11 protein-coding genes are annotated in these 14274 nt (G+C 73.5%); 4 read left to right on the top strand and 7 right to left on the bottom strand.

Features of this window, described 5'->3' with window-relative positions:
• Positions 1 to 76 precede the first annotated feature (76 nt).
• A complete protein-coding gene (helR, locus tag BJ999_RS24110; RefSeq protein WP_179835388.1) occupies positions 77 to 2248 on the top strand; it encodes an RNA polymerase recycling motor ATPase HelR in 2172 nt (723 codons plus the stop codon).
• A gap of 18 nt (positions 2249 to 2266) precedes the next feature.
• Here helR and BJ999_RS24105 read toward each other — a convergent pair whose 3' ends face one another.
• From BJ999_RS24105 to BJ999_RS24090, 4 genes are all read right to left on the bottom strand, one after another.
• Entirely contained in the window at positions 2267 to 2797 is a 531-nt protein-coding gene (locus tag BJ999_RS24105; RefSeq protein ID WP_179835387.1) for a MarR family winged helix-turn-helix transcriptional regulator, read from the bottom strand.
• Complete coding sequence (locus BJ999_RS24100) at positions 2787 to 3509, bottom strand: SDR family NAD(P)-dependent oxidoreductase (protein ID WP_179835386.1); 723 nt, start codon at positions 3507 to 3509, stop codon at positions 2787 to 2789. Before BJ999_RS24100 ends, BJ999_RS24105 begins: the two co-directional genes overlap by 11 nt.
• A 112-nt stretch (positions 3510 to 3621) precedes the next feature.
• Positions 3622 to 4095 carry an iron chaperone gene (locus tag BJ999_RS24095; protein WP_179835385.1) on the bottom strand — a complete coding sequence of 158 codons (474 nt, stop codon included), beginning with the start codon at positions 4093 to 4095 and terminating at the stop codon, positions 3622 to 3624.
• 48 nt (positions 4096 to 4143) lie between these two features.
• The gene (locus tag BJ999_RS24090) at positions 4144 to 4599 is read right to left on the bottom strand and encodes a carboxymuconolactone decarboxylase family protein (protein ID WP_179835384.1); all 456 of its coding nucleotides are present in this window, start codon (positions 4597 to 4599) and stop codon (positions 4144 to 4146) included.
• 182 nt (positions 4600 to 4781) lie between these two features.
• Here BJ999_RS24090 and BJ999_RS24085 point away from each other — a divergent pair, with 182 nt between their 5' ends.
• Both BJ999_RS24085 and BJ999_RS24080 read left to right on the top strand, forming a co-directional pair.
• Positions 4782 to 7271 (top strand): tetratricopeptide repeat protein, encoded by a 2490-nt coding sequence (locus BJ999_RS24085; RefSeq protein ID WP_229810705.1) that lies wholly within the window; start codon positions 4782 to 4784, stop codon positions 7269 to 7271.
• Positions 7272 to 7390: 119 nt separating this feature from the next.
• On the top strand, positions 7391 to 8329 hold the full coding sequence (locus tag BJ999_RS24080) for a DUF5996 family protein (RefSeq protein ID WP_229810706.1): 939 nt from the start codon (positions 7391 to 7393) through the stop codon (positions 8327 to 8329).
• Between the two features lie 25 nt (positions 8330 to 8354).
• Here the strand turns inward: BJ999_RS24080 and BJ999_RS24075 are convergent, their stop codons facing one another.
• Positions 8355 to 8597 (bottom strand): hypothetical protein, encoded by a 243-nt coding sequence (locus BJ999_RS24075; RefSeq protein WP_179835382.1) that lies wholly within the window; start codon positions 8595 to 8597, stop codon positions 8355 to 8357.
• Between the two features lie 154 nt (positions 8598 to 8751).
• Here BJ999_RS24075 and BJ999_RS24070 point away from each other — a divergent pair, with 154 nt between their 5' ends.
• A complete protein-coding gene (locus tag BJ999_RS24070) occupies positions 8752 to 11355 on the top strand; it encodes a DUF4132 domain-containing protein (RefSeq protein ID WP_179835381.1) in 2604 nt (867 codons plus the stop codon).
• Positions 11356 to 11455: 100 nt separating this feature from the next.
• On the opposite strand, the gene BJ999_RS24065 is transcribed toward BJ999_RS24070, so the two are convergent.
• Complete coding sequence (locus tag BJ999_RS24065; RefSeq protein WP_179835380.1) at positions 11456 to 12697, bottom strand: oxygenase MpaB family protein; 1242 nt, start codon at positions 12695 to 12697, stop codon at positions 11456 to 11458.
• A 174-nt stretch (positions 12698 to 12871) separates the two neighbouring features.
• On the bottom strand, positions 12872 to 14104 hold the full coding sequence (locus BJ999_RS24060; RefSeq protein ID WP_179835379.1) for an acetyl-CoA hydrolase/transferase family protein: 1233 nt from the start codon (positions 14102 to 14104) through the stop codon (positions 12872 to 12874).
• Between the last annotated feature and the right edge of the window lie 170 nt (positions 14105 to 14274).

Genomic DNA, 14274 nt, shown 5'->3' with positions numbered 1-14274 from the left:
GCCCGCCTGCGAGCTCCCGGGCGGTCGCGGGGACTCGCCGGAACCACGACCAGCGATCACGAGCCGGAGCCGATACGTGAATCCTTTGACCGCCAGCGTGTTCGACCTCCCCGAGCGTCTGTCCCCCAAGGCCGACCCGGCGCTGATCGAGCGTGACGAGCGGCATTTCGCGGCCGTCGCGGAGACCCTCGACCAGACGATCTCCGACCTGTCCGACCGCCTCGAAGCCGAGCGCAGGGCGCCCGGCGGGATCGGCCAGGGGGCGATGGACCGGGACATGGAGATCCACCGGCTGACCGCCCGCCTGCGCACGCTGCGCCGTTTCGGCCTGGACCTCTGCCTCGGGCACATGGCCGTCGCGGACGGCTCCGAGCCCGTCTACATCGGACGGCTCGGTCTCACCGACAGCACGGGCCGCCGGCTGCTGCTCGACTGGCGCTCGCCCGCGGCCGAACCGTTCTTCGGGGCGACCCACGCCGACCCGATGGGGCTGGCGAGCCGCCGCAGGTACCGCTGGACCCGCGGCCGGATCAGCGACTACTGGGACGAGGTGTTCACCGCGGAGGGGTTCGCCGGACACGCCGCCCTGGACGACCAGTCCGCGTTCATCGCGAGCCTGGGGAGCGACCGGTCCGACCGGATGCGCGACGTGCTCGGCACCATCCAGGCCGACCAGGACGCGATCATCCGCGCGGGGTCCCGGGGCGCCCTCGTCGTCGACGGCGGCCCGGGGACGGGCAAGACCGTCGTCGCCCTGCACCGCTCCGCCTACCTCCTCTACTCCGACCCCCGCCTGGGCCACCACCGGGGCGGCGTGCTGTTCGTCGGGCCGCACCAGCCCTACCTGGCCTACGTGTCCGACGTCCTCCCCAGCCTCGGGGAGGAGGGCGTGCAGATCTGCACCCTGCGCGACCTCGTCGCCGAGGGGGCCGGGGCGGCGGTCGAGTCCGACCCGGAGGTGGCCCGGCTCAAGTCGTCCGCGGACCTGGTGAAGGCGATCGAGAAGGCCGTCGGGTTCTACGAGAACCCGCCCACCGAGGGGATGGAGGTCACCACCCACTGGTCCGACGTCTGGCTGGGCCCCGCCGACTGGGCCGAGGCGTTCCAGGCGCCGGAACCCGGCACGCCGCACAACGAGGCGCGCGACCAGATCTGGGAGGAGCTGGTCACGATCCTCGCTGACAAGCACGAGGGCGCGGACGAGGACGAGGGCGCGGTGTCGCCCGACCTGCTCCGCAGGTCGCTTCGCCAGGACCGGGACTTGCGCGCCGCCTTCAACCGGGCGTGGCCGCTCATCGAGGCGTCCGACCTCGTCGGGGACCTGTGGTCGGTGCCCGCCTACCTGCGGCTGTGCGCTCCCTGGCTCGGCAGGGACGAGATCCGCATGCTGCAGCGCGAGGACGCCCAGGCCTGGACGGTGTCGGACCTGCCGCTCCTGGACGCGGCGCGGCAGCGCCTCGGCGACCCGGAGGCGTCGCTGCGCAGGCGCCGCCACGTGGCCGCCGTCTCCGCCGAGCGCGAGCGCATGGAGAGGGTCGTGGACGACCTCATCGAGGTGGCCGACGACGAGTACGGGACGGGGCTGGTGACGATGCTGCGCGGCGAGGACTTCCATGACGCCCTCGTCGACGAGAGCGCGCTGACCAGCACCGACCCCGACCAGCTCGCCGGCCCGTTCGCGCACGTCGTCGTGGACGAGGCGCAGGAGCTGACCGACGCGCAGTGGCAGATGCTGCTGCTGCGCTGCCCGTCCCGGAGCTTCACGATCGTCGGGGACCGCGCGCAGGCCAGGCACGGGTTCACCGAGTCCTGGCGGGAACGGCTCGAACGGGTCGGGCTCGACCGGATCGAGCTGGCGTCCCTCAGCGTCAACTACCGGACGCCGGAGGAGATCATGGCGGAGGCCGAGCCGGTCATCCGGGCCGCGCTCCCGGACGCCAACGTGCCGACCTCGATCCGCGGCAGCGGCGTCCCCGTCGGCCACGGACCGGTCGCGGACCTGGACCGGGTCCTCGACGCCTGGCTCGCCGCGCACGACGACGGGGTCGCCTGCGTCATCGGCCACCCCGCCTTCCCGGGGAGGCCCCGCGTCCGGTCGCTGACCCCGGAGCTGGCCAAGGGGCTGGAGTTCGACCTCGTCGTGCTCATCGACCCGGACGGGTTCGGCGAGGGCATCGAAGGCGCGGTCGACCGCTATGTCGCGATGACGCGGGCGACCCGGCAACTCGTCATCCTCACGAGCGACTGACACCGCCGCGCCCGAGGGTCAGTCCCCGACCTGCCCCGCCGGGCTCGGGCCGCCGAGCCCGGCGAGCAGGTCGCGCAGCAGTCCGGCGAGCTGCTCGCGGCGGTCGGGGGCGAGGTGGCCGATGAGCCGGTCCTCGGCCGCGAGCAGGTCGGCGACGACGCGGTCGAGCAGGGCATTGCCCTGCGCGGTGAGGGTGACCGCGCGCGCGTGGTAGCCGGATCCGGCGGTGGTCCGCTCGACCAGACCGGCACCGGCGGCCCGCTCCACCCGCTGGGTGATCGCTCCGCGGGTCACCATGCAGGCGTCGGCCAGCTCGCCCGGGCTCATCCGGTACGGCGGGCCGGAGCGGCGCAGCGTGGACAGCAGGTCCAGCGTGGCGACGTCAACCCCCAGGCGCGCCAGGAGGCGGCGGCGCTCGTCGCCGAAGACCTTGGCGGCCCACCAGATCCTGGTGACGACCCCGATCGACTCCACCGGCACTCCCGGCAGCTCGCGCCGCCAGGCGTCCTGGATGGCGTCGGCGCCGTCGCGCGGCGGCTCAGCGGCCACGCTCGGCCCCGCCGTTGACCTGGATGATCTGTGCGGTGACGTGCCCGGCGCCGGGCGAGGCGAGCCAGTGCACGGTCTCGGCGACGTCCCCCGGCGTCCCGGCCCGCCCGGTGTGGGTCTGCGCGATCTGGGCCGCGCGCCGCTCGTCGCTCATCACGTCGCCGAAGAACTCGGTGTCCTCGATGAAGCCCGGGGCGACGACGTTGACGGTGACGCCGCGGGGCCCGAGGGCGGCGGCGAGATCGCACGCGTAGGGGTGCAGGGCCGCCTTCATCGGGCCGTAGGACGTGCCGCCCGAGCCGCGCAGGGCCGCGATCGAGGAGATGAACACGACCGTCCCGGACGGGTTCAGCAGGTCGCGGAACGCCTCGGTCGGCAGGACCGACGTCAGGACGTTGATGCGGAAGTTGCTCGTCCACCGCTCCGCGACGCCGGCGGACCCGCCGTGGTTGTCGGCGTTGCCGCCCGCGTTGTTGACCAGCACGTCGACCGAGCCGAAGCGCTCGGCCAGTTCGGCGCGGACGCGCTCAACCTCGGCAGGGTCTCCCAGATCCGCCGGCAGAGCCGTGCCCCCGATCTCCCCGGCCGCCTTCTCCAGCACCTCCGCGCGGCGGCCGATGACGACCACCCGGTCACCGCCGGTCGCGAAGCGCGCCGCCACCGCCCTGCCGATGCCGGTGCCGCCGCCGGTGACCACGATCGTGCGCGCCATGTCGGACCTCCTTGAGTTTAGATCTAAAGTCAGCCTAGCAAGGAGGCCCGGGTGCCTTGTACCGGCACGCGGTGCGGCGAGCGGGGCGCCGCTCGCCGCATCCGGCGCGTCCTCAGCTCGCGGCCCGCTTCACCAGGTCGGCGATCCGCGCCTCGCCCTCGGCGGTCAGCTCCGGCAGGGCGAAGGAGGTCGGCCACAGGGCGCCGTCGTCGAGGGCCGCGACGTCGCTGAACCCGAGGGTCGCGTACCTCGTCTTGAACTTCGCCTTGGCCTGGAAGAAGCAGAGCACCTTGCCGTCCTTGGAGTAGGCGGGCTGGCCGTACCAGAGCCTCGGCACGAGGTCCGGCGCGGCGGCCCGGACGATCTCGTGCACCCGCTCGGCGATGGCGCGGTCGGACTCCTCCATCTCGGCGATCTTGGAGAGGACGTCGCTCTCCCCGTCGGCCCTGGCCTTGCCCGGGCTGCGGCGCGCGGCCTTCTTCAGCTCCTGGGCGTGGTCCTTCATCGCGGCCCGTTCCTCGTCGGTGAAGCCGTCGAACTTCGCACCGGCGGCGGTACTCGTGGTGGCCTTCTTCGTGTCGCTCATGGCGGGATCCTCCTGGTCGGCGAGTGAGTCGTCTTCGGTCGGGGGCGCTCAGCCCCACGCGCCGGCGATCTGCCGGGTCGTGGCGTTGAGCCGGTTGAACATGTTGGTGACGCCGATCATCAGGACGATCGCGGCCAGCTGCTTCTCGTCGAAGTAGGTGGCGGCGGTGTCCCAGACGTCGTCGCCCACGGCGTCGGCGCGGTCGGCCAGCCGGGTCGCGGCCTCCGCCAGCGCCAGCGCCGCGCGCTCCTCCTCGGTGAAGTACGGTGCCTCCCTCCAGGCGGCGACGGTGGCCAGCCGCTCGTCGGTCACCCCGGCCTTGCGCGCCGTCTTGGCGCCGGCGTCCACGCAGGCGCTGCAGCCGTTGATCTGGCTGACCCGCAGGTGGACCAGCTCCAGGGTCTCCTCCGAGACGCCGCCGGAGTGCACGGCCTTGAAGATCTCCTGGATGGGCTGCATCGCGCCGGACAGGACCATGGCGGGGTTCTTCATACGGGACTGCATCTGCGTCTCTCCTCTGCGGTCGCGCCCCCTTCCCTCGGGGGCATGTCCCCATCACAGCCGCAGCGGCCTACGATGACGACGTCGGTGGGACACCGTGGGACAGTTGCAACGGCCTTGAGCAGCGGCGACGCACCCCGAAGGAGTCCGGCCGCGGTGGGACGGAAGGCGGGGGAACGGTGGTCGTGCACCAGCATCGGGCGGAGAAGGCCGATCCGCAGGAGGAGCTCGCGGCCCGGCTGCGCATGCTGCAGGAAGTGTCCGGACGCGGCGTCCGGGCCCTCGCGCGGGACGCCGGGCTCAGCTCGTCGTCGCTGTCGCGCTACCTCGGCGGCCAGACGGTGCCGCCCTGGACGGCGGTGATCGCGCTCTGCCGACTCCTCAAGCGCGATCCCCGCCCGCTGCGCCCCCTCTGGGAGCGGGCCTCCAGCCCGCTGCCCGCGCCGCCGAAGACCAGCCGCCAGGTCCAGCCCCCGGCGCCGCCGGCCGGCCTGCCGCGCCCGCCCCGCAACGATCTGCCGCGCGACGTCCCCGACTTCACCGGGCGCGGGGCCGAGCTCGCGGCCGTGCTCGCCGCGGTGGAGGACGGCCGTGTGGTCGCCCTGGACGGCATGGCGGGCGTCGGCAAGACCTGCCTGGCGGTGCACGCCGCGCACCGGCTCGCCGCCGACTTCCCCGACGCCCAGCTCTACGTCGACCTGCACGGCTTCACCGCCGGGAGGGAGCCGCTCGACCCCGACCCCGCGCTGCGGACACTCCTCGCCGCCCTGGACGTGCCGTCGGAGAAGATCCCGCAGGAGGGCGGCATCGAGCCGCTGGCCGCCTGCTGGCGGTCGGAACTGGCGCACCGGAGGGCCGTCGTGGTCCTCGACAACGCCGTGGACGCCGACCAGGTCCGCCCGCTGCTGCCCGGCGCCGGCCCGTCCGTCGCGCTGATCACCAGCCGCAACCGGCTGCTGGGCCTGGAGGAGGTGCCCCCGGTGTCGCTGGACGTGCTGACGCCGCGGGAGGGAGCCGAGCTGCTGGCCCGCGCCAGCGGCGACCCGGGCGGATCCGACGGCCGGCTGGCCCGCGAGCCGGAGGCCGCCGCCGAGGTGCTGCGGCGGTGCGGCCACCTGCCGCTGGCGCTGCGCCTGGCGGCGGCGCGGCTGCGGCACCGCCCGGGCTGGACCGTGGGCATCCTCGTCGAGCGGATGGCCGAGGGCGCCACGGAGTTCGACACGGCGTTCGCGATGTCGGTGCGGCAGCTGGACCGGGAGCGGCGCCGCTTCTTCCGGCTGCTGGGGCTGGTGCCCGGCTCGACCTTCGACGAGCACGTGGCGGCGGCACTGGCGGACGTGCCGCTGCGCAGCGCCCGGACGATGCTGGAGGACCTCCTCGACGCGCACCTCGTCCAGCAGCCGGCGGCCGGCCGCTACCGGCTGCACGACCTGGTGCGCCAGCACGCGCGCCGGGCCGCCGACGAGCAGGACGCGCCCGCCGAGCGGGAGCGGGCCCTCGGCCGGGTCCTCGACTACTACGTGCACGCGGCGGCCGCCGCGGACGGCGTGGTGTCGTACCTGCCCCCCGGCGCCGAGGTCTCCGCGGGCCGGCGGCCCGCCGACCTGCCGGAGTTCACCGGCAAGCACGCGGCGCTCCTCTGGTTCGCCACCGAGTACACCAACCTGATGGCCGTCTTCGAGGCGGCGGTCGCCGCCGGAGCCGACGCGCACGTGTGCGAGCTGCCCCGCCACATGCGGGCCTTCTTCGCGCGGCGCTGCGGCACGACGCACCTCAACGTCCTCTTCGAGCACTCCCTGGTCGCCGCGCGGCGCCTGGACGATCCGCTGCAACTGGCCGAGGCGCACAGCGACCTCGGCTTCGCCCGCTACAACGCGGGGCGGATGGCGGAGGCGGACGCCGCGTACGAGGCGGCGGAACCGCTGGTGTCCCGGGCCGGGAACGTCAGGACCGAGGCCGAGCTGACCATGCGCCGGGGCTACCTGAAGTGGGACGAGGGCCGTGTCGAGGAGCCGCTCGACCTCTTCCGGCGGGCGGGCAGGCTGTTCGAGCACGCCGGCTGCCCGACGGGCACGGCCCACGCGACCGCGTACGAGGCGTGGGCGACGCTGCAACTCGGGCACCGCGAGGAGGCGGCGCGGCTCGCCCGCACCGTGCTGGAGATCCCGCACGCCGACCCCGCCTGGCCTCCCGCGCTGACGGCCCGGATCACGCTCGGCGTCGCCATCGCCGGCGACGAGCCCGGCGAGGCGATGGGGCACCTGGAGCAGGCGCTCGCGCTGGCCCGCGAGGACGGGCACAGGCACAACGAGGCCTGGTGCCTGAACTGCCTGGGCGTCGCCCTGCGGCAGGCGGGCCGGTACGAGGAGGCGCTGGCCGCGCACCGCCGGGCCTTCGCCCTGCTGGACGAGCTCTTCGAGGAGCACTGGAAGATCCACTTCCTCCACGGCCATGCCGAGACGTGCCGGCTGGCGGGCCTGCCGGAGGAGGCCCTGCGGCTGCACCGGCAGGCGCTGGAACTGGCCCCGAAGCTGGGGTACCGGTACGCCGAGGCGCTGGCCCGCGAGGGGATCGCCGCCGTCCTCGACGCGACGGACCCGGCCGCGGCCGCCGAGCACCGCGCGGCAGGGCAGGCCATCCGGCGGGACCTCGAGCCGGGCGCCCGACCGGACTGACGCTCCCGCGGCCGCGGCCACGACCCGGCCGAAGCCTCATGCGGAATGCCTTGTCCCGCACTGTTGCGGAGGCCGGATCCGGGGCATGACCCGGATGTTCCGGCTGGAAGGGGGCACTGGTGGAACGACAGGCCTGGCCACGGCTGCGCGTCGCCGACTGGACGCGGACGCGCGACACGCTGCACATGTGGACGCAGATCGTCGGCAAGGTGCGGCTGGCTCACGCGCCGCTGGTGAACCACTGGTGGAATGTGACGCTGTACGTCAGCCCGCGCGGGCTGACCACGTCCGCGATCCCGTACGGCGGGGGCGCGTTCGACATCGAGTTCGACTTCGTCGACCACCGGCTGCGCTTGCGCACCTCGGACGGCAGCCTCCGGGAGTTCGAGCTCGCGCCCATGCCGGTGTCGCGGTTCTACGCCCGGACGATGGCCGCCCTGCACGAGCTGGGGATCGAGACGCACATCCAGGCGCGCCCGAACGAGGTCGACCCGGCGATCCCGTTCGAGGAGGACGACCAGCACGCCTCCTACGATCCCGATGCGGCGCACCTGTTCTGGCGCCAACTCCTCCAGGCCGCTCGTGTGCTGGGGGAGTTCCGGTCCCGCTACATCGGCAAGGTCAGCCCCGTGCACTTCTTCTGGGGCGCCATGGACCTCGCCTGCACGCGCTTCTCCGGGCGGGACGCGCCCGAGCACCCGGGCGGCGCCCCGAACTGCGGCGACTGGGTGATGGTCGAGGGATACTCGCGGGAGCTCAGCAGCTGCGGATTCTGGCCGGGCGGCGGCGAGGAGGGGTCCTTCTACGCCTATGCCTATCCCGAGCCCGCCGGGTTCGCCGACCGTCCCGTGGGCCCGTCCGGCGCCTTCTACAGCCGGGAGAACGGCCAGTTCCTGCTCCCGTACGAGGTGGTGCGGGAGGACCCCGACCCCGACCGGGCCCTTCTGGAGTTCCTGCAGGGCACCTACGAGGCGGCGGCCGATCTCGCGGGCTGGGACCGCGCCGCGCTGGAGGCCGACCCGGCGCGATGGGACCACAAGTCCCGCGAGAGGACCTGAGCCGAGGCGCCGCCGGGGGTCGCGGCTAGCCGGTGTCTTCGGAGGCCTCCCCGGGGCCGTGGAGGTCGGCGAGTTCGACGTGCTCGGCGACCGCCTCGATGTCGCGGCAGTACGCCACCAGGCGTCCCCGCCGGGTCACCACGAACCAGAGCTGGCCGGCGCGGGCGTCGCGGTGACGGGCCTGGGCGAAGACCAGGTCGACGTCGTCGAGGGCGACCACGTCGACCCGTATCCCGTCCGGCCCCAGCAGATGCCGCGCATTGGCCATGGACGCAGTGTGCACCCGCCGCACGATCCGGTCCATAAGCCACAAAACGCCAATCCCCCCACACAGGGGGTGTTCTGCGAAGCGCCGCGGTGCCCCGCGCCGCGTGCGCGATTGGTGATCAGGATGTCGGACGCCGCCGCTAGTTTGCGGGGCCATGGGCGAGACGGTGGAGATCCCGGTCGAGTGGCGTGAGCACATCCATCCGAGGCGCGGCGGCATTCCCGGTCCGCCGGTCGCCCTGGACGAGGGCGCCGCGGAGAGGGCCCGCGAATGGGACCTCGCGGCCCGCCCGATCGCCGAGGAGATGCTGGAGCACGAGCGCACCGATCCCGAGCTCGGCCAGGCCCTGCGGGCATGGCTGGACGGGGAGGCCGATCCGGCGGGCGCGGCGGGCGTGGCCGCCGCGGCGGTGAAGTACGTCGAGGGCGTCGACGCCACGGCGTTCCTGGACGCGTGGGTGCTGGATCACGGGCTCGCGTTCGCCGCCTGCGCGGTCACCGAGGCCTTCTCGATCGAGCCCGGCCCGGTGCCGCGGCCTGCGACGCCCGGCTCCGGCGGCGCCGTCCTGCTCGTCGCCTACGGCGACGGCGCGCCCCGGGGATGGCGGGGCGAGATCCGGCGCGTCACCTTCCATGACCACTTCCCGGTCAGCCGATGGGTCGCCGAGGACGCGGTGGTCAAGCGGCTCCGCACGCTGCTGGCCGCCGCGTCCGAGGACGAGTACGGCGACGCCGTGGCGCGCCTCTCGCGTCGTCGCGGCGACGTCTGGAGGCGGCGCGTGGCGTCCTACCTCGTCCCGACCGAGACGGCCTGGCTGGAGGGTTCCCCCGGCAGCTCCTTCGGGTCCAGGGAACTCGACTACGAGTTCCTGCTCTGCTCCCTGTCCAGTGCGACGCAGATCGGGGACGTGAGATGGATACCGGTCACTCCCGCCGTGATGGGGACGCTGCTCGACGGCCTGGGCGCGGACGCGCTCCCGCTGCTCGAGATCGCACTCCGGCACGGTCTCAACGCCGATGAGGCGCGCCCGATCGTGTTGCAGGCGCTCATGGGGATCGCGGACGGGGCGGTGTTCCCGCTCCTGCTCGGCCACATGGGCGAGAAGGGGGTGCCAGCCGCCTTGCAGGAGGCGGCCGAACGGCACCCGGAACAGGCGCTCCGGGCACTGGCCCCGTTGATCGGCAACGACACGACCAGGGGGCTGCAAGCGGCGGGAACGGTGCGCGGGCTGCTGTACGCCAGGCCCGGTCTGGCCGAGGCGGTGCCGCCGGGGAGCGTCGAGGCGCTGTTGCCGCGTCCGGCCGTTCCCGACTGTGCCGACCTGCCCGACGTGCTCAGCGGCAAGCCCACCCGGAGTACGAAGGCGGACTGGGCCGACCCCGCCCTGCTTCCCCGGATCCTCACGCGCGGCCGCGACGGGGCGCTGCCCGCGAGCGCGACCCGGCGACTGCTGGACCTGCTCGCCAGGAAGGCACCCGAGGCCGCCCAGGTCCGCGCGTTCTGCGACCGGCACTCGCTGGCCGAGTTCTCCTGGGCGGTGTTCGAGCGCTGGCAGGCGCTCGGCGCCCCGACGCGGCACAACTGGGCGCTGGCGCAGCTCGGCCTGATCGGCGACGACACGACGGTGCGGCGGCTCAGCCCGCTGATCAAGCTCTGGCCGGGCCAGGGGCTCACCGGCCGGGCCGCGACCGCGCTGGACGTCCTGGCCGCGATCGGCTCCGACGTGGCCCTCACCCACCTGTTCGAGCTGACCCGCCGCGGCAGGTACAAGGGGCTGAAGGCCAGGGCCGCCCTCAAGATCGACGAGATCGCCGCGGCGCGCGGCATGACGCGCGACGGCCTCGCCGACCGGGCCGTCCCCGACTTCGGGCTGGACGAGCGGGGCACGCTCGTCCTGGACTACGGTCCCCGGCGGTTCACCGTGACCTTCGACGAGCAACTCGTCCCGCTGGTCGTGGAGCCGAACGGCAAGGTGCGAAAGAGCGCGCCGAAACCCGGCCCGAAGGACGATCCGGCCCTCGCCCCGGCCGCGCACGCACTGTTCACCGGCCTCAGGAAGGACCTGCGGACGATCGCCGACCAGGAGATCAGGCGCCTGGAGCTGGCCATGACGACCCGGCGGAGCTGGACGCCGGAGGACTTCCGGACCCTGTTCGTCGCCCACCCGCTGCTCGGGCACATCGTCCGCCGGCTGGTGTGGACGACCGCTTCCGGAACGGCCTTCCGCGTCGACGAGGGCCGCGACTACGCCACCGTCGGCGACGACCCGTTCGCGCCCGCGCCGGACGACCGCATCGGCATCGCCCATCCGGTCCTGCTGGGCGACGACCTGCGCGCCTGGGCCGAACTGTTCGCCGACTACGAGATCCTTCAGCCGTTCGAGCAGCTCGGACGGCCCGTCCACCGGCTCACCGAAGACGAGCGCGGCGCGCACCGGCTCGCCCGGGTGGAGGGGCTCGTCCTGCCCTACGGCAAGGCCAAGGGCCACTCGCAGGGGCGTTGGGAGTCCGTGGACGCGGACGGCGGGTTCGCGGGCGGGTGGCTCGCCCGGCGCGACCCGGCCGGCCTGTACGTCGTGGCCGACCTGAGCCCCGGCCTGGGCCACTACATGTACGGGGAGGGCGAGGACCAGAAGATCAACGCTGTGTGGGCGGGCCCGGCCCCGGCCCGTGCGCCGAAGGACACGGTGCCGCTCGGCCGGGTCGATCCGGTCACCATGAGCGAGGCCGTCCACGACCTCGTCCGCAGCGCGTTCTAGCCGGACGGGACCGAGAAGCCGGGCTCGGTCCCCGGTCGGTTCCGAGCCCGGCGTCCGCGTGGTGCGTCCGGTCCGCGAGCGCGGTCCGGGGCGTCCCGGATCAGTAGTGCGGGTTGTTGGTCTGCGGGATCTCGATGCTGATCGGCGTCTTGAATCCGGACAGGTAGAGCAGGGCGCCCTGGCGGAGGATCTCGTCGAAGGCCCAGTAGAGCTGCCGCAGCTCCTTCGGCGCCTTGGTGAGGTCGAGGAGGCCTTCGCGGACGGCGACGAAGGGCGGCCAGAGGGTCTGGATGAGCGGGTCCCACAGCGGGTCCCGGGGGATCTTCAGCCACCCGGCGATCTCGTTGCCGAGCATGAAGCGGGTGAGCGAGCCGAGGATGGGCTTGGTGAGGATGCCGCCGTCGATCGTGGAGCCGAGGTTGAGCAGGATGTCGGCCAGCTTGACGCCCTCGGGCGTCGGTGCGAGCACCGGGGTCAGCACCTGCCCGGCCTGGGAGTTCGCCTCGTCCCACGACTTCGGGATGTACTCGTCCTGGATGCCGAGCATGTGCCCGGCGAGCTGCCAGGACAGCAGGAACGCCTCGGACTCGGCGTCCGGGATCGGAACCTTCCACCTGACCAGGTTCTGCATGACGGTGGTGGGCAGGCTGTGCCAGGTGACCATCATGTCCGCCTGGCTGATCGGGATCTTCTCGTCGGCCGCCTTGGTCCAGTACGGCGACTTCGGCAGCAGGTGGCGCACGGCGGCGTGCACCAGCCGCGTCTTGACGCAGGTCACGATCATCTCGCCGTCGGGCTCGAACGCCTTCTCGGAGCCGATGTCGTAGCCGAGCTTGGCGGTCTTGGTGATGCGGTCCCTCATGTCCGCGCCGCCCTTGGAGTAGTAGACCGCGCGCGCCTCCTTCGGGATGGCCGTGCTCATCATCCCGCTGGCGAAGCCGTAGGTGACGCCGAGGTAGAGGCCCCGCTTCTCGTTGAACTCGAACGCGGTGGCCAGCTTGCTCTGGTCGGCCCACGCCGGCAGTCGCCGGGCGCGTTCCATGAAGTCGCGCAGATCCGCCGGCAGCCCGTCCGGCAGCGGCTGGCCGTTCTTGGTCCAGGTGCGCAGCAGCGCGTTGACCTTGGGGACGTCGCCCCGGTCGAGCAGCGAGGCGACCAGCGCGTCGACCTCCGGGTCCCACACCCACCGCGGGTCGGCGCCCCTGCCCGCGCCCGCCACCGAGCCCTTGGGCGACCACGTCCACAGTGTGGACGCCTGCGCGGGGGAGGCGACGCTGAGGGCGCCGAGCGTTCCGAGCGCCCCACCGGAGATCAACACGTCGCGTCTGCTGGGTCTGTCCATGCCTTCGCTCCTCCTGGGGGCCGGAGGCGCCCTGCCGATCGCGATGCCGGACACCCCCGGGTTTCCTGAGCTGATCGGAACACTAGACCCTTATTGGCGATGTGCCAATAGGTGTCCGCGCGTTCGTGACGTCCCGTCGAAGGGACGCGGAGGCGCCGCGGGGCGGTCGGGTGGTCAGCGCAGCGGGAAGCCGAGCTCCCGGCCCTGCTCGCGCAGCTCGTCGCGGGCGGAGGGGTGGGCGACGTTGTCGATGATCTGCTGCGCCTGGGAGGCGGCGTCGTTCCCCCAGACGGTGGCGGCGCCCCGCTCGCTGACGATGTAGCTGTGCTGGAACGAGGTGACCGGACCGGCGAGGCGCGGGATGACGGTCGAGACGTCCGCGCGCGGATGCCAGGACGGCAGGGCGATGACGGCGTGCCCGCCGGGGGAGTGCAGCGCGCCGACGACGAAGTCGGTCTGCCCGCCGAAGCCGGAGTAGATCGCCCCGCGGACGCGGCTGGCGTTGGCCTGGGCGAACAGGTCGACCTGGAGCGCGGAGTTCACCGAGACCATCCGGGGCCGGCGGGCGATGAGGCTCGGGTCGTTGGTCTTCTCGGTGCGCAGCATCCGGATCCGGTCGTTGCGGTCGGCCCAGGCGTACAGCTCCGGGCTTCCGAAGGCGAAGGACGCGGTGATCGGGGAGCCGGCGTCGAGCGCGCCCGCCTTCTCCAGCGCCAGCACCCCGTCGCTGAACATCTCCGACCAGACGCGCAGCCCCCGCCGGTCGAGGAGCGAGGAGAGCACGGCGTCCGGTATGGCGCCGATGCCGAGCTGCAGGGTGGCGTCCTGCGGGACGAGCCGGGCCACCCGCTCGCCGATCTCGTGGGCGATCTCGCCGGGCGGCCGGGGGACCGGGGTGGCGAGCGGCTCGTCGTCCTCGATCGCCAGGTCGATCTCGTCGGTCGCCAGGACGGCGTCGCCGAACGTGTAGGGCATGCGGGGGTTGATCTGCGCGACGACCAGGCCGCCGCGCGCGCGGACCGCCTCGATGGCCGCGGGCAGGATGTTGACCTCGATGCCGAGCGAGACCGTCCCGCCGGCCGGCGGGGAGGTCTGCACGATCACCACGTCCGGCGGCAGCGACTCCTTCAGCAGGTTCGGCACCAGCGACAGCCGCGACGGGAAGTAGCGCAGGTTCGCGCGGCCGCGCATCCCGGCGCCGACGAAGGGCGTCTCCAGATCGACCCCTTCGCGGTCCGGCACCTCCATCTGGGCGTTGAGCATGAACAGGCGGTACTCGCCGACCGCGCCGTCCAGGATCCGCAGGGCACGCCGGGGGGCGGCGAAGTTGCCGCCGGCCACGATCCGGGGCCGTCCCGGCAGTCCGCCCAGCACCCGCGCCAGATCCTCCTGGGAGACAACGCGCATCAAGATCCCTTTCCGAGAGACTTCGCGACCAGTCGCGGAGATCCGGCCCAGGCCAGTGTGCCCGACCGGCCGGATGGCGCCGACGCCGAGGGCGGCGGAAAAGGGTTGGAGAGGACGACGCGCGGCGCCCGGCCGCCGGCCGGGCGCCGATCCCGCCGGCGGGACGCGCC

The sequence above is a fragment of the Actinomadura citrea genome, from assembly GCF_013409045.1.
Lineage (GTDB): Bacteria > Actinomycetota > Actinomycetes > Streptosporangiales > Streptosporangiaceae > Spirillospora > Spirillospora citrea.
The sequence above is the reverse complement of the archived record's forward strand: the minus strand, read 5'-3'. Positions and strand labels throughout refer to the sequence as shown.